This window comes from Pantoea sp. X-Soil-MYKO-1785 (genome assembly GCF_059730675.1).
Window position 1 is genome coordinate 2940016 of sequence record NZ_AP036000.1, and the last position, 14431, is coordinate 2954446.

Genomic DNA, 14431 nt, shown 5'->3' on the forward strand with positions numbered 1-14431 from the left:
ACCCGCCAAAACCGAGCGGCACCCTTCTTTTGTGTCCGTGAGGAGAGTACATTGTGCTGGTTTGATTTCTGCGGCAGCCAAAAGGATTCTGCCCATTAAGGCGGTAACAATGACTTTTCAGATTGATAAATCCGGTAAGCTGGATAACGTTTGCTACGACATCCGTGGCCCGGTATTGAAAGAGGCTAAACGCCTCGAAGAAGAAGGCAACAAAGTTCTTAAACTGAACATCGGCAATCCGGCGCCGTTTGGCTTCGAAGCCCCTGATGAAATTCTGGTAGATGTGATCCGTAACCTGCCGAGCGCGCAGGGTTATTGCGACTCCAAAGGACTCTATTCCGCCCGCAAAGCGATCATGCAGCATTACCAGGCACGCGACATGCGCGATGTCACCGTAGAAGATATCTACATCGGGAATGGTGTTTCTGAGTTAATCGTGCAGGCGATGCAGGCCCTGCTGAACAGTGGCGATGAAATGCTGGTGCCGGCCCCTGATTATCCGTTATGGACCGCGGCCGTGTCGCTGTCGAGCGGTAAAGCGGTGCACTATCTGTGTGACGAATCGGCTGACTGGTTTCCCGACCTGGACGATATCCGCAGTAAGATCACCCCCCGCACCCGCGGCATCGTTATCATCAACCCGAATAATCCTACCGGTGCGGTTTACAGTAAAGAACTGCTGTTAGAAATTGTCGAAATTGCCCGTCAGCATAACCTGATCATTTTCGCCGATGAGATCTACGACAAAATTCTTTACGACGAGGCACAGCATCACTGCATCGCCGCCCTGGCGCCCGATCTGCTGACTGTCACCTTCAACGGCCTGTCGAAAACCTATCGCGTTGCGGGCTTCCGTCAGGGCTGGATGGTGCTGAACGGCCCGAAAAAGCACGCCAAAGGTTACATTGAAGGGCTGGAAATGCTCGCTTCTATGCGGCTGTGCGCCAACGTGCCGGCGCAGCATGCGATTCAGACTGCGCTGGGAGGATACCAGAGCATCAGCGAATTTATCGTGCCTGGCGGTCGCCTGTATGAGCAACGCCAGCGTGCCTGGGAACTGATTAACGATATTCCCGGCGTTAGCTGCGTCAAACCACAGGGTGCGCTGTATATGTTCCCGCGCATCGATGCAAAAAAATTCAACATCTTTGACGATCAGAAGATGGTGCTGGATTTCCTGTTGCAGGAGAAAGTCCTGCTGGTGCAGGGCAGCGCCTTCAACTGGCCGTGGCCAGATCACCTGCGCATCGTGACCCTGCCGCGCGTTGATGATCTGGAGATGGCGATCAATAAATTTGGCCGTTTCCTGCAAGGCTACCGTCAATAATCTCAGCCGCGTATACTGACGCTATTTGGGGAGAGCCGGTCTCTCCCCTGTCGGCTCACAGGAACGCTCATGACTCAAAGCCACTTTTTTGCCCACCTCTCTCGCCTTAAGCTGATCAATCGCTGGCCGCTGATGCGCAATGTGCGCACCGAAAACGTCTCTGAGCACAGCCTGCAGGTAGCAATGGTGGCGCACGCCCTGGCGGTGATCAAGAATCTTAAATTCAATGGCACGCTTAACGCCGATCGCATCGCCATGCTGGCGCTCTATCATGATGCCAGTGAAGTGCTGACCGGCGATCTGCCGACGCCGGTGAAGTATTACAACGCGCAGATTGCCCATGAATATAAAAAGATTGAAAAAATTGCTCAGCAAAAGCTGATTGAGATGCTGCCTGAGGAGTTTCAGGCGATCTATCGCCCGTTGATTGATGAGCATCAGCACAGTGAAGAAGAACAGGCCGTGGTCAAGCAGGCCGATGCGCTCTGCGCGTATGTGAAGTGTCTGGAAGAGCTCTCCGCCGGCAATAACGAATTTTTGCTGGCGAAGGCGAGGCTGGAAACCACGCTGGCGCAACGTCGCTCACCGGAAATGGATTACTTCGTTGAGGTATTCATTCCCAGCTTCAGCCTGTCACTGGATGAGATTTCGCAGGATACGCCGCTCTGATTCAGACGGCGCAGTCATGTTCTTACGCCTTGCGCCCGATGCTGAACTGGCCATTGCTCTGTCGGGTGAGGGTTAACGACTCAAGCGACGGCAGCTGCAGCGTGACGTCATTCAGTCGCGGCGTTTCAGCCGGCGCATTGACCGCTATCACCGCACAGCCGGCATTCAGACCGGATAGAATCCCGGCGGGCGCATCCTCAACCACCACACATGCGGTTGCCGCTAACCCAAGCTTTTCGGCCCCCAGCAGATAAGGATCCGGCTCCGGTTTGCCCTTTGCCACCTGTTCCGCAGTGATAAACACCCCCGGCTGCGGTAAGCCTGCCGCTTTATGCCGCGCATGCGCCACCGGCACCGAACCTGAGGTGACAATCGCCCATGGGATCTGCAGTTCATTCAGCGTGTTCAGTAACGCGCGCGCGCCAGGCAACGCCTGAACGCCATCCGTATCGGCGGCCTCAGACTGTTCCAGCGCAACAAACTCTGCCTGAATTGCCGCTTCCGGCTGACCGGCCATAAAGTGACGCAGTGACGTGATCGCCTGTTTACCATGAATAAACGCCAGGATCTCTTCCGCTGCAATGCCGTGGCGGGCGCCCCATTGGCTCCAGGCACGTTCAACTGCGGGCAGAGAATCTACTAAGGTGCCGTCTAAATCAAATAGAAAACCACTGTAGGTCACGCGTCACTCCTCATCAGGCATTAATTACTTGCGCAATTTCATTAGCGCTCAAATGGTACTGTCGCGGACAAGTCTGCCACAAAGCCAGCATGCGTTGATACTTTTCCCACATCGGCGTCTGGGCATTAAAGCCATGGGTGCCGGAATCAAAATGGGTATAGCGCCCTTCGCTATTCACCATAAAGCGTACGTAGCCCAGATAGCGCGCTTCGGTCGCGGCATCAAACCCGAGAAACGCCAGACGCCGCTCCTCGAGCGTGCCTCTATCTTTGAGGTTCGACCAGGAAACGTGCAGCGCATGGTGCATTTCCATAATGTCGATGATGGTGCGGCAGGTCTCTTCACTGAGTTCGCCGAACTCTTTGTCCAGCTCACGCATCTGCAGCGCATAGCCGCGTTCGATAATGGTTTGGTAACGGCGGAAGCGCTCGGCATTTTCCGGCTCAAGCATCGCCATGATTTTGTACTGGTTGGTAAGGATCAAACGCTGTGCATGGGTCATTTCCATCATTCACTCCCGGCCAGAGCCGCTCAGGTAACAGTTAATGAGGAAATGATCACACAGCGTTAGCGATACGGAAATATCCGTATCGCCTTTCTTTGATCTGGCTGCAGGTTAACCGGTATTTTAGTCAGAAACCGGCATCACTCAGAGGTCGTCGAGGAAGGTGCGGTCCAGCTGTTTAAAGGCGCGTTTCAGCACGTCAGCCAGCGCCTGGTAGGTCGGTTTGCCCTCAACCGGAGCAATTGCCTGACCGGCCTCTTCCAGTCTGGCGCGGACCTCGTGGAACCAGTTGAGCAAGGTAGGCGGAAGCGGCGTAATCGATCGTTTTCCCAGCCACCACAAGCCCTGCATCGGCAGGCTACAGGCAAACAGCGCTGTCGCGACTGCCGGGCCAAGCTGACCGCCCATGGCAATCTGCCAGGTTAGCGTGAAAATCGCTAAAGGTGGCATAAAGCGAATGGCAAAGCGCGTCGCTGATGAAACACGGTTTTCAGGGAACACCGGTGCCAGGCGCTTGTCAGCCGGCCAGGTCTTCATGTAGTGCTGTCCGCGCTGAAACATCCGGAACCAACTGGTACTGCCCGATTCATTCGCCATGGCTCACCTCAACTAATACTGCAAAGATTAAAAAATAGTTATAACTACACAACTTTACGTGACATCCTTCAATTTTTTTTGTCTTTAAAGGTGACTCCAGCTATTCTGACGCCGTTTCGACACCTTTCTGGCAGCGACCAGCGCCTTTGGGAAGAGGACGGGTCAGGTTGCGACAAAGAAATTTCAAATTTTTGCGTAAAATTACCAAATTTTTTTGCGGAAAAGCAGAATTCTGACTACCGCATGATGTTTATCATTAATCTACCAGCTTTCATGGGCTACGCTGATAGTCTGATTGCGTTTTTTTTAGCCACTCTCTAAAAATAGGTACTTCCATGTCGAGTAAGTTAGTTCTGGTCCTGAACTGTGGCAGCTCTTCCCTCAAGTTTGCCATCCTCAATCCTGCCAGCGGCGACGAATTTTTGTCTGGCCTGGCGGAATGCTTTCATCTTCCTGAAGCGCGTATCAAATGGAAGCTGGACGGTCAAAAACAGGAAGCGCCCCTCGGTGCCGGCGCAGCGCATAGCGAAGCACTGAATTTCATTGTTAAAACCATTCTGGCACAAAAACCAGAGCTTTCGGCACAAATTGCTGCAATCGGCCATCGCATCGTTCACGGCGGCGAGAAACTGACCCAGTCAGTGGTGATCACTGAAGAGGTGATCCAGGGCATTAAAGACGCCTCTTCCTTTGCGCCACTGCATAATCCAGCGCACCTTATTGGTATCGATGAGGCGATGAAAAACTTCCCGCACCTGTCAGATAAGAATGTCGCGGTATTTGACACCGCTTTCCATCAGACAATGCCGGAAGAGTCCTACCTTTATGCGCTGCCGTACAAACTGTATAAAGAGCACGGCGTTCGTCGCTATGGCGCACACGGCACCAGCCACTATTACGTGACGCATGAAGCGGCCAAAATGCTCAACAAGCCGCTGGCTTCACTCAACATCATTACCTGCCATCTCGGCAACGGCGGTTCGGTTTCAGCGATCCGCAACGGCGAATGCGTTGATACCTCAATGGGTCTGACGCCGCTGGAAGGCCTGGTGATGGGCACCCGCAGTGGCGATATCGACCCGGCGATCATCTTCTTCCTGCACGACACCCTCGGCATGAGCGTTGATGCGATCAACAAGCTGCTGACCAAAGAGTCTGGCCTGTTAGGGCTGACCGAAGTCACCAGCGACTGCCGTTATGTTGAAGAAAACTACACCACCAAAGAGGATGCGAAGCGCGCGATGGATGTGTTCTGCCACCGCCTGGCCAAATACATCGGCAGCTATACCGCGCTGATGGAAGGTCGCCTTGACGCCGTTATCTTCACCGGCGGTATCGGTGAAAACGCCGCGATGGTGCGCGAACTGACGCTGAAAAAACTGGCGCTGCTCGGTTTCGAGGTGGATCACGATCGTAACCTGGCGGCCCGCTTTGGTCAGTCCGGCTACATCAATAAAGAGGGCACCCGCCCGGCGCTGGTTATCCCAACCAACGAAGAGTTGGTTATCGCCCAGGACGCCGCGCGTCTGACTGCGTAATCGCTTCTCTCCGTCAGCTCAGGCTGACGGAGTTGTTTTTGACACCCTGCAATTTCTGAGAGGTTCAATCGTGTCACGTACAATTATGCTCATTCCGACCGGCACCAGCGTCGGCCTGACCAGCGTCAGCCTCGGCGTTATTCGCGCCATGGAACGTAAAGGCGTGCGTCTCAGCGTCTTCAAGCCGATTGCTCAGCCGCGTTCTGGCGGTGATACACCGGATCAGACCACCACCATTATTCGTAAAAACTCGTCGATTCCTGCTGCTGAACCGCTGCAGATGGCACGGGTTGAATCTCTGCTGGGCTCTAACCAGCAGGACGTGCTGATGGAAGAGATCATCTCCCGTTACCATGCCAACACCCAGGACGCCGAAGTGGTGCTGGTTGAAGGCCTGGTGCCGACCCGTAAGCATCAGTTCGCCAACGCGCTGAACTACGAAATCGCCAAAACGCTGAACGCGGAAATCGTCTTCGTGATGGCGCTGGGTAATGACTCTCCGGCACAGCTGAAAGAACGCATTGAGCTGACGCAAAGCAGCTTCGGCGGACAGAAAAACAAAAACATCACAGGCGTGATCATCAACAAACTTAACGCGCCAGTGGATGAACAGGGGCGTACCCGCCCTGACCTGTCAGAAATTTTTGATGACTCGTCAAAAGCCAGCATCGCGAACATCGATCCGAAACAGCTGTTCTCCGATAGCCCGCTGCCGGTATTGGGCTGCGTGCCGTGGAGCTTTGATCTGATCGCTACCCGCGCCATCGATATGTGCCGTCACCTTAATGCACGCATCATCAACGAAGGTGAGATTCAGACCCGCCGGGTGAAATCTGTCACCTTCTGCGCCCGTAGCATTCCGCATATGCTGGAGCATTTCCGTCCAGGATCGCTGCTGGTGACCTCCGCTGACCGTCCGGATGTGCTGGTTGCCGCCTGTCTGGCTGCCATGAACGGCATTGAGATTGGCGCCATTCTGCTGACCGGTAACTATGAAATTGACGATCGTATCGCCAGACTGTGTGAGCGTGCGTTCCAGACCGGCCTGCCGGTGTTTATGGTGAAAACCAATACCTGGCAGACCTCACTCAGCCTGCAGAGCTTTAACCTTGAAGTTCCGGCTGATGACACCCAGCGCATCGAAAAAGTGCAGGAGTACGTCGCCAGCTATATCAACGCTGACTGGATTGAGTCACTGACCGCCACCTCTGAACGCAGCCGTCGCCTGTCACCTCCAGCCTTCCGTTATCAGCTGACCGAGCTGGCGCGCAAAGCCGGCAAACGTGTGGTGCTGCCAGAGGGTGATGAGCCGCGTACCGTGAAAGCCGCGGCGATCTGTGCCGAACGCGGCATCGCCACCTGCGTGCTGTTAGGTAACCCGGATGAAATCCAGCGCGTCGCTGCTGCGCAGGGCGTCGAACTGGGCAAAGGCGTCGAGATTGTCGATCCGGCTGTGGTGCGTGAAAACTACGTGCCGCGTCTGGTTGAGCTGCGTAAGAGCAAGGGCATGACCGAAGTAGTGGCGCAGGAGCAACTGGAAGACAACGTGGTGCTGGGTACCATGATGCTGGAGCGCGGCGAAGTTGACGGTCTGGTTTCCGGTGCCGTGCACACTACCGCCAACACCATCCGTCCGCCGTTGCAGCTGATCAAAACCGCACCGAACAGTTCACTGGTTTCGTCAGTGTTCTTTATGCTGCTGCCTGAGCAGGTGCTGGTTTACGGTGACTGCGCGATTAACCCGGACCCAAGCGCTGAGCAGCTGGCTGAAATCGCTATTCAGTCCGCCGATTCGGCTAAGGCGTTTGGTATCGACCCGCGCGTGGCGATGATCTCCTACTCTACCGGCACCTCAGGTGCTGGCAGCGACGTCGAAAAAGTGCGTGAAGCGACCCGTATTGCGCAGGAGAAACGTCCGGATCTGGTGATTGATGGTCCGCTGCAGTATGACGCAGCGATTATGGAAGATGTGGCGAAATCAAAAGCGCCAAACTCACAGGTGGCCGGCCGCGCCACGGTGTTTATCTTCCCGGATCTCAACACCGGTAATACCACCTATAAAGCGGTACAGCGTTCGGCCGATCTGATCTCCATCGGTCCGATGCTGCAGGGCATGCGTAAACCGGTCAACGACCTGTCACGCGGCGCGCTGGTGGATGATATCGTCTACACCATCGCCCTAACCGCTATCCAGTCACAGCAGGCTGAAGGCTAAACCTCACTGTGTTACATCGGGCATGCCACTGCGCATGCCCTTTTTTTTGTCTGCGCTACATTACCGGTTGATATCAGGCGCGGTTCTCGCCGTTACGGCTCATCCACAGCGACAATGCCTTCAGCGAATCGTCGGTAAACTCATCGCAACGCGCGGTGATCTCATCAGGTGTCATCCAGATAATCTCATCCACTTCAGTTTCCTGCATCGCGAAAGGACCGTGTGACACGCAGCTGAACAGTCCACCCCAGACGCGGCAATGCTCATCTTCGAAGTAGAATTTGCCGTGCTCGGCAAACGGAACGTCGGCAATCCCCAGTTCCTCTTCCGCTTCACGTCGTGCCGATTCCAGCATATCTTCGCCGCTCTGCACCACGCCGCCCGCCGTTGCGTCCAGCTTGCCCGGCATAAAATCTTTGGTCTCAGTGCGACGCTGTACCAGAATTTTACCCATACCGTCATGCACCACGATATAGGTGGCACGGTGACGCAGGCATTCAGCACGCATCTGTGCACGTGTCGCCTGAGCAACCACTTCGTTCTCTTCGTTGACGATATCGACCCACTCGACACCCTCACCCGCAATGTGATCCACCATCCGAAACCCTTTCCTGTTTGGCGTGCCTGGATGCACGCGCTGTTTACCACGTTATTATCATAGTGTGGCGTAAGGTAATCACTTCCGTTAGCTTGAGCAAGCCTCGAAAGTTATCGATTTTTACCGCTTTCAGCTAACCACAGTTGTACTGAGGCACGCTGCCACTGAAACTCAGCATACTGCTGTAAGCGCGCGGGTAACGGATCGCCGTGCAGTACCAGCCGGTTGAGCATCACCGACAGATCGGTATCGGCGATTGACCATTCACCAAACAGATTCTGCTGGCCTTCAGGTAACAGCCGTTCAACCGCCGTAATCAGCTTATCTACCGCCTGCTGCGCCGAGGCGGTCAGCGGTGAAAATCGTTCGCCGGCGAACAGCACTTCGGTCGGCCGTTCCTGACGGATCCACAGAAAGTCACTGCGCAGCCAGGCCTGAATCTCCCTTGCCCTGGCACGCTTCTCACGGTCGCGTGGATAGAGGCGCTCAAACTCGGGAGCCGGAAACCGCTCTTCCAGATATTCGCTGATGGCCGAAGATTCGCTCAGCAGAAAATCATCGATTTGCAGCGTAGGCACCCGGCAGGTTAACGACAGCTCACGATAGGCCGCAGCGAACTGCTGGTTTTGCGATAAATCGACCCGTTTCAGGGTAAAAGGGATGCCTTTTTCGGTGAGAGCAACATAAGCCGACATGGCGTAAGGACTGAAAAATGATGAATCTGACCACAGGGTGATGGGCGGATAATTCATCGGTTACCTCAATTGGCTATCAGGATTGCATCATGTTTACCGATTTTTATTTCTGAAGGCAACGCTGAGCTGGTCCGATGTTTCGACCGATTGCAAGAAAGCGCGACGCGACTCACCTCACACTGGCCTCACTCTTCTATGCTGAAGGGAACAAATAACAAAAACGTCAAGGGAGCCGCAACATGCACATTCTTATTACCGGTGGAACAGGATTGATTGGTCGCCATTTGATTCCGCGCCTGCAGCAACGCGGTCATCAGATCAGCGTGGTGACGCGTGATGTGGTCAGTGCGCGTGAAAAGCTGGGCGACGACGTGGCGCTCTGGTCAGGTCTGGCGCAGCAGCACGACCTCAACAATGTTGATGCGGTGATCAACCTGGCGGGTGAACCGATTGCCGACAAACGCTGGACTGAACCGCATAAGCAGCAGTTATGCGAAAGCCGCTGGCAGATCACGGAACAGATCGCCTCGCTGATTAATGCCAGCACCACCCCGCCCTCGGTGCTGATCTCCGGCTCCGCGACCGGTTTTTACGGCGATGCCGGCGATCTGGTGCTGACCGAAGAAGATCCCGGACACGACGAATTCACCCACCAGCTGTGCGCCCGCTGGGAGCAGCTGGCGCTCAGTGCCGAAAGCGATCGTACCCGCGTCTGTCTGCTGCGTACCGGCGTGGTGCTGGCAGCAGAAGGCGGCGCGCTCAGCAAAATGAAGCTGCCGTTCAAACTGGGTATTGGCGGCCCGATCGGCAGTGGTAAGCAATATATGCCGTGGATCCATCTCGATGACATGCTCAACGCCATACTCTGGCTGCTGGATCATGACGATCTGCGCGGTCCGTTCAACATGGTCGCGCCCTATGCGGTTCGCAATGAGCAGTTTGCCGCGACCCTGGGCCGGGTGATGCACCGCCCGGCCTTTATGCGTACGCCTGCCAGCGCAATTAAGCTGATGATGGGTGAATCGTCGGTGCTGGTGCTGGGTGGACAGCATGTGTTGCCCAAACGGCTGGAAGCCTCAGGATTTACCTTCCGCTGGTATGATCTGCAGCAGGCATTACAGGATGTGATTAAGCATTAATGCGGGCGGCGGATCAGTCGGGTTTCGAGCCGGGCCGCGTTGATCTGCTGCTACCGCTGCGTTTGCCGGTGCGAGCGTTGATTGCCGTCTCTGGTCGGGGGATTAAGGCCGCAAGCCGCCACCAACGCGGCAACGGGCTACCCCGAACACCGCCGGAATTCGGACCAGCGATAAATGGTGTCTGATGCCGTCCGGCAGCAATATACTATTCAGCGGCAGCGCGCTTTTCAGACTGAGCCGGCACATCGCAACGGGATGGACCGGCCAGCGAACGGATAATCGACCGTGCTGATCCAGCACGCCTGCGGAGTCGATCCACAACGGCATCGGCAGCCGATCGGCACCATCTGCATTGCCACGGCCCGCGCCAGCACGACGCGGACGTGGAATTACTTCAGCGAGCCTTTCAGGAACTGCTGCAGGCGGGTGCTCTTCGGGCTACCGAACAGTTCGACCGGCGATCCCTGCTCTTCAATTTTGCCCTGATGCAGGAAAATGACGTGGCTGGAGACGTGACGGGCAAATTCCATCTCGTGCGTCACCACCACCATGGTTTTCCCCTCTTCCGCCAGTTTTTGCATAATGCGCAGCACTTCACCGACCAGCTCCGGATCGAGCGCTGAGGTCGGTTCATCAAACAGCAGCACTTCCGGCTCCATCGCCAGCGCGCGCGCAATCGACACGCGCTGCTGCTGACCGCCGGAAAGATGCACCGGATATTTGGCCTGTGCCCGCGCATCAATCCCGACCTTATCAAGGTATTTGATCGCCCGTTCACGCGCCTCGGCTTTGCTCAGTCCCAGCACCTGGATCGGCGCTTCCATCACGTTTTCCAGTACCGTCATATGGCTCCACAGATTGAAGTGCTGGAATACCATGGTCAGGCTGGTGCGCAGCGCACGCAGTTGTTCTTTATTGGCTACTTTCAGCTGACCATCTTTGTCGCGAACTAAGTTGATCTGCTGATTGTTAACCACAATGGTGCCTTCGCTCGGTTTTTCGAGGAAGTTGATGCAGCGTAAAAAGGTACTTTTCCCCGAACCGGACGATCCGATAATGGTGATCACATCGCCCGCATTTGCGGTTAACGAGACCCCTTTCAGCACTTCGTGTTCACCGTAACGTTTATGTAATTCGGTGACGCTTAATTTATTGTCAGCCATAGTTCTACTCAATGCGATGAAGAGGGTTTGATGTGGGCCAGCCAGCGGCGCTCTGCCAGGCGGAACAGGCTGATTAACACGTAAGAAATGATCAGATACAGCACCGCAGCCAGGCCGAATGCAGTAAACGGCTGATAGGTCGCCGAGTTGATATCCCGCGCGATTTTCAGCAAATCCGGCACCGTCGCGGTAAACGCCAGCGCGGTGGAGTGCAGCATCAAAATCACTTCGTTGCTGTAAGCCGGTAACGCGGTGCGCAGCGCCGATGGCAGGATAATGCAGCGATAAAGTTTGAAGGTGGAGAAGCCATAGGCCCGCGCCGCCTCAATTTCACCGTGCGGTACCGAGCGGATAGCACCGGCAAAGATTTCGGTGGTGTAGGCACAGGTGTTGAGGGTAAACGCCAGTAAAGTACAGTTCAGCCCGCTGCGGAAAAAGGCATTCAGCAGTTCGGTGCCTTTAACAATTTCCAGTGTGTACATACCGGAGTAGAACACCAGCAGCTGGACATAGAGCGGTGTACCGCGAAACACATAGGTAAACAGCCAGACCGGAAAACTGATAAACCGGTTCGGTGACACCCGCGCAATCGCCAGCAGAACCGCCAGCGATCCGCCGATCACCACCGACAGAATCAGCAGCCACAGCGTAATGGCGACGCCGGTAAAGCGATAACCGTCGGTCCAGAGCAGCGATTTCCAGTATTCCTGAATAATATCAATCATAGCTCGCCCTCTTTACGCCAACCGTGTAGCGCCGGTTAAGCCACCACAGCACGCCATTCGATAGCGTGGTAAACACCAGATAGATCCCCCCCGCCACAATCGCAAAGTAGAACGGTTGCCAGGTACTTTTACCGGCCAGCTGCGTGGCTTTCACCACATCTTCCAGCCCCAGCAGTGACACCAGCGCGGTGGCTTTGAGGATCACCTGCCAGTTGTTGCCGATACCCGGCAGCGCATAGCGCATCATCGCCGGAAACAGAATGCGGCGGAACACCTGTGAGCCGGTGAAACCAAAGGCGGTGGCCGCTTCGATCTGCCCTTTGGGCACCGCCATAAAGGCACCACGGAAGGTTTCCGTAAAGTAGGCGCCATAGATAAAACCGAGCGTAATGATACCCGCGACCATCGGGTCGATATCAAACTGGGCCATCCCCAGCGCGTCGGTAATCTGGTTAAGCACGATCTGCAGACCGTAGAAGATCAGCAGCATAAGAACGAGGTCCGGCACACCGCGAATCAGGGTGGTGTAGCCTTCAAAGATCATCGCCAGCAGCCGGTTACGTGACAGTTTGGCACCCGCGCCAATCAGCCCGAGCAGCACTGCCAGAACCACCGAGGTCAGCGCCAGCTCCAGCGTCACCAGCGTGCCCCGGAGAATTACATCAGAATAGCCATACAGCATCGAGAGGGTCCTGTCGTGGGGTGGAAACGGAACGCTGCCCGTCAGCAATCGACGGGCAGTTTTGCTCTGCTCAGCAATTCCGGACAGCAGCAGACGGTGAATTGCCGGTGAGGCGATCGCTGTTAGCCAGCGACCCTCTCCCCCGCATCCGATCCGGCCTGCTAAGGTCCGTCATACCATAGGCAGAGCGACAGGATGGTTAGTCGCCGTACACATTAAAGTCGAAGTACTTCTTCGCAATCTTGTCGTAGGTGCCATCTTTACGCATTTCAGCAAAGGCTTTGTCGATGGCCGCTTTCAGCTCGCTGTCATCTTTACGCAGCCCCATACCGGTACCGACGCCGAAGATTTTGTCATCTTTCACTGCCGGACCGGCGAAGGCGTAGTTTTTACCGACCGGCTGCTTCAGGAACCCTTCGCTCGCCTGCACCTCGTCCTGGAACGCCGCATCAATACGTCCGGCATTCAGATCCTGATAAACCAGATCCTGATTAGCGTACGGCGTTACGGTGATGCCTTTTGGCCGCCAGTTCTGGTTGGCGTAAGTTTCCTGGGTAGTGCCCTGCAACAGACCGATGTTTTTGCCTTTCAGCGACTCAATGGTTGGCTCGATTTTAGACCCTTTCGGTGCCACTAAGCGCGCGTTGGCGGCGTAGAGTTTTTCCGAGAAGGCGATTTCTTCCTGACGTTTTGCTGTGATCGAGAGTGAAGAGATGATGGCGTCAATTTTCTTCGCTTTCAGCGACGGGATCAGCGCATCAAAGTCGCTCTCAACGTAAGTACACTGGGTATGAATGCGTTTGCAGATTTCGTTAGCGAGGTCGATATCAAAGCCCACTAACTGCCCTTGCGCGTTTTTTGACTCAAACGGTGGGTAGGTTGGATCTGTACCGATGCGGATTGAACCTGGTACCGCCGCAAATACGCTGGCAGCACTGGATAAACCCAGCAACAGGGAAAGAGCCAGAACACGCTTTTTCATAGATTACCCTCAAGTGAAATGCTTTTTGTTATGTGGTACGTGATGTGTTTGCGCAAATTAATTTGCATGTTTCATGCCAGTTCTGCAAGTTATCCGCGCACTTAGCGTGTCGTCAGACAGCCGAAAACGCTGAGTTTGTGAGGGGAATATAACAGTGAAGTAAAAGAGAAAAAGCGATGATGTTAACTTTTGGTGCATCAAATGCACGAAGAGTGATCCGAGGCGCGCTTATGCACTAAATAAGTGCGCCAGCGGAACTTTATGCACCCTGCCAGCGCGCGAACAAATCTTGTGGCAGTTCGATATCAAACTGATCGATAACCCGATTGACCGTTTGATCAACCAGTTGCTGGATAGTCTCAGGGCGATGATAGAACGCCGGGACCGGCGGCATTATGATCGCCCCCAGCTCGGCGGCGGTGGTCATCATCCGCAGGTGGCCGACGTGCAACGGCGTTTCACGCACACACAGCACCAGCTTACGCTGCTCTTTTAACACCACGTCAGCCGCGCGGGTCAGCAGTGAATCGCTGTAACTGTGCACGATGCCGGACAGGGTTTTCATTGAGCACGGCAAAATCGCCATCCCGAGAGTTTTGAACGATCCTGACGAAATGCTTGCCGCAATATCGCGCACGTCGTGCACCACATCGGCCAGCGCCTGCACCTCGCGCAGTGAATAATCGCTCTCCAGCCCTAAAGTCTGGCGCGCCGCCTGGCTCATCACCAGATGCGTTTCCACCTCATCGACCTGCTGCAAAACCTGCAGCATGCGCACGCCATAAATCACCCCGCTGGCGCCTGAGATGCCAATGATGAGTCGTTTCATATTTCAACCTTGCTCTACCCGAATGCACCATCATAACGCGGCCTGGTGATTTCTGAAAACAAACAGGGCGGGATTGCTCCCGCCC

General features: G+C 55.2%; 15 protein-coding genes. 5 read left to right on the plus strand and 10 right to left on the minus strand.

Annotated elements, in window-relative coordinates:
* Positions 1-109 precede the first annotated feature (109 nt).
* A complete protein-coding gene (locus AC6I8D_RS13925; protein ID WP_312055905.1) occupies positions 110-1327 on the plus strand; it encodes a pyridoxal phosphate-dependent aminotransferase in 1218 nt (405 codons plus the stop codon).
* Between the two features lie 69 nt (positions 1328-1396).
* On the plus strand, positions 1397-1996 hold the full coding sequence (yfbR, locus tag AC6I8D_RS13930) for a 5'-deoxynucleotidase (RefSeq protein ID WP_312055904.1): 600 nt from the start codon (positions 1397-1399) through the stop codon (positions 1994-1996).
* 22 nt (positions 1997-2018) lie between these two features.
* Here the strand turns inward: yfbR and AC6I8D_RS13935 are convergent, their stop codons facing one another.
* The 3 genes from AC6I8D_RS13935 to yfbV all read right to left on the minus strand — a co-directional run bounded on the left by AC6I8D_RS13935 (position 2019) and on the right by yfbV (position 3780).
* A complete protein-coding gene (locus tag AC6I8D_RS13935; RefSeq protein WP_497820358.1) occupies positions 2019-2678 on the minus strand; it encodes a sugar phosphatase in 660 nt (219 codons plus the stop codon).
* A gap of 13 nt (positions 2679-2691) precedes the next feature.
* On the minus strand, positions 2692-3186 hold the full coding sequence (locus AC6I8D_RS13940; RefSeq protein WP_312759629.1) for a YfbU family protein: 495 nt from the start codon (positions 3184-3186) through the stop codon (positions 2692-2694).
* 141 nt (positions 3187-3327) lie between these two features.
* The gene (gene yfbV / locus AC6I8D_RS13945) at positions 3328-3780 is read right to left on the minus strand and encodes a terminus macrodomain insulation protein YfbV (RefSeq protein WP_312055902.1); all 453 of its coding nucleotides are present in this window, start codon (positions 3778-3780) and stop codon (positions 3328-3330) included.
* 335 nt (positions 3781-4115) lie between these two features.
* On the opposite strand from yfbV, the gene ackA reads away from it, so the two are divergent.
* Both ackA and pta read left to right on the plus strand, forming a co-directional pair.
* A complete protein-coding gene (ackA, locus tag AC6I8D_RS13950) occupies positions 4116-5318 on the plus strand; it encodes an acetate kinase (protein WP_312055901.1) in 1203 nt (400 codons plus the stop codon).
* Between the two features lie 70 nt (positions 5319-5388).
* Entirely contained in the window at positions 5389-7533 is a 2145-nt protein-coding gene (pta, locus tag AC6I8D_RS13955) for a phosphate acetyltransferase (RefSeq protein ID WP_497820359.1), read from the plus strand.
* A 73-nt stretch (positions 7534-7606) separates the two neighbouring features.
* Here the strand turns inward: pta and yfcD are convergent, their stop codons facing one another.
* Both yfcD and yfcF read right to left on the minus strand, forming a co-directional pair.
* Entirely contained in the window at positions 7607-8131 is a 525-nt protein-coding gene (gene yfcD / locus AC6I8D_RS13960; RefSeq protein ID WP_031376244.1) for an NUDIX hydrolase YfcD, read from the minus strand.
* Between the two features lie 110 nt (positions 8132-8241).
* The gene (yfcF, locus tag AC6I8D_RS13965) at positions 8242-8883 is read right to left on the minus strand and encodes a glutathione transferase (protein WP_312055900.1); all 642 of its coding nucleotides are present in this window, start codon (positions 8881-8883) and stop codon (positions 8242-8244) included.
* A gap of 182 nt (positions 8884-9065) precedes the next feature.
* Here yfcF and AC6I8D_RS13970 point away from each other — a divergent pair, with 182 nt between their 5' ends.
* Complete coding sequence (locus tag AC6I8D_RS13970) at positions 9066-9965, plus strand: TIGR01777 family oxidoreductase (RefSeq protein WP_312055899.1); 900 nt, start codon at positions 9066-9068, stop codon at positions 9963-9965.
* A 389-nt stretch (positions 9966-10354) separates the two neighbouring features.
* Here AC6I8D_RS13970 and hisP read toward each other — a convergent pair whose 3' ends face one another.
* From hisP to AC6I8D_RS13995, 5 genes are all read right to left on the minus strand, one after another.
* Positions 10355-11128 carry a histidine ABC transporter ATP-binding protein HisP gene (gene hisP / locus AC6I8D_RS13975; RefSeq protein ID WP_031376246.1) on the minus strand — a complete coding sequence of 258 codons (774 nt, stop codon included), beginning with the start codon at positions 11126-11128 and terminating at the stop codon, positions 10355-10357.
* Positions 11129-11136: 8 nt separating this feature from the next.
* Complete coding sequence (locus tag AC6I8D_RS13980) at positions 11137-11853, minus strand: ABC transporter permease (protein ID WP_312055898.1); 717 nt, start codon at positions 11851-11853, stop codon at positions 11137-11139.
* Positions 11846-12535, minus strand: a complete 690-nt coding sequence (locus tag AC6I8D_RS13985) for a histidine ABC transporter permease HisQ (RefSeq protein ID WP_497820360.1) — start codon at positions 12533-12535, stop codon at positions 11846-11848. The genes AC6I8D_RS13980 and AC6I8D_RS13985 overlap by 8 nt, the downstream gene beginning before the upstream one ends.
* A gap of 199 nt (positions 12536-12734) precedes the next feature.
* Complete coding sequence (argT, locus tag AC6I8D_RS13990) at positions 12735-13517, minus strand: lysine/arginine/ornithine ABC transporter substrate-binding protein ArgT (protein WP_497820361.1); 783 nt, start codon at positions 13515-13517, stop codon at positions 12735-12737.
* Between the two features lie 259 nt (positions 13518-13776).
* Positions 13777-14346 (minus strand): UbiX family flavin prenyltransferase, encoded by a 570-nt coding sequence (locus tag AC6I8D_RS13995; RefSeq protein ID WP_312759624.1) that lies wholly within the window; start codon positions 14344-14346, stop codon positions 13777-13779.
* Positions 14347-14431 lie beyond the last annotated feature (85 nt).

Excerpts from the sequence above, each read along its gene's own strand:
- AC6I8D_RS13925 (WP_312055905.1), top strand. The coding sequence starts at position 110 with ATGACTTTTCAGATTGATAAATCCGGTAAGCTGGATAACGTTTGCTAC.
- yfbR (WP_312055904.1), top strand. The coding sequence starts at position 1,397 with ATGACTCAAAGCCACTTTTTTGCCCACCTCTCTCGCCTTAAGCTGATC.
- AC6I8D_RS13940 (WP_312759629.1), bottom strand. The coding sequence starts at position 3,186 with ATGGAAATGACCCATGCACAGCGTTTGATCCTTACCAACCAGTACAAA.
- yfbV (WP_312055902.1), bottom strand. The coding sequence starts at position 3,780 with ATGGCGAATGAATCGGGCAGTACCAGTTGGTTCCGGATGTTTCAGCGC.
- ackA (WP_312055901.1), top strand. The coding sequence starts at position 4,116 with ATGTCGAGTAAGTTAGTTCTGGTCCTGAACTGTGGCAGCTCTTCCCTC.
- yfcD (WP_031376244.1), bottom strand. The coding sequence starts at position 8,131 with ATGGTGGATCACATTGCGGGTGAGGGTGTCGAGTGGGTCGATATCGTC.
- yfcF (WP_312055900.1), bottom strand. The coding sequence starts at position 8,883 with ATGAATTATCCGCCCATCACCCTGTGGTCAGATTCATCATTTTTCAGT.
- AC6I8D_RS13970 (WP_312055899.1), top strand. The coding sequence starts at position 9,066 with ATGCACATTCTTATTACCGGTGGAACAGGATTGATTGGTCGCCATTTG.
- hisP (WP_031376246.1), bottom strand. The coding sequence starts at position 11,128 with ATGGCTGACAATAAATTAAGCGTCACCGAATTACATAAACGTTACGGT.
- AC6I8D_RS13980 (WP_312055898.1), bottom strand. The coding sequence starts at position 11,853 with ATGATTGATATTATTCAGGAATACTGGAAATCGCTGCTCTGGACCGAC.
- AC6I8D_RS13985 (WP_497820360.1), bottom strand. The coding sequence starts at position 12,535 with ATGCTGTATGGCTATTCTGATGTAATTCTCCGGGGCACGCTGGTGACG.
- argT (WP_497820361.1), bottom strand. The coding sequence starts at position 13,517 with ATGAAAAAGCGTGTTCTGGCTCTTTCCCTGTTGCTGGGTTTATCCAGT.
- AC6I8D_RS13995 (WP_312759624.1), bottom strand. The coding sequence starts at position 14,346 with ATGAAACGACTCATCATTGGCATCTCAGGCGCCAGCGGGGTGATTTAT.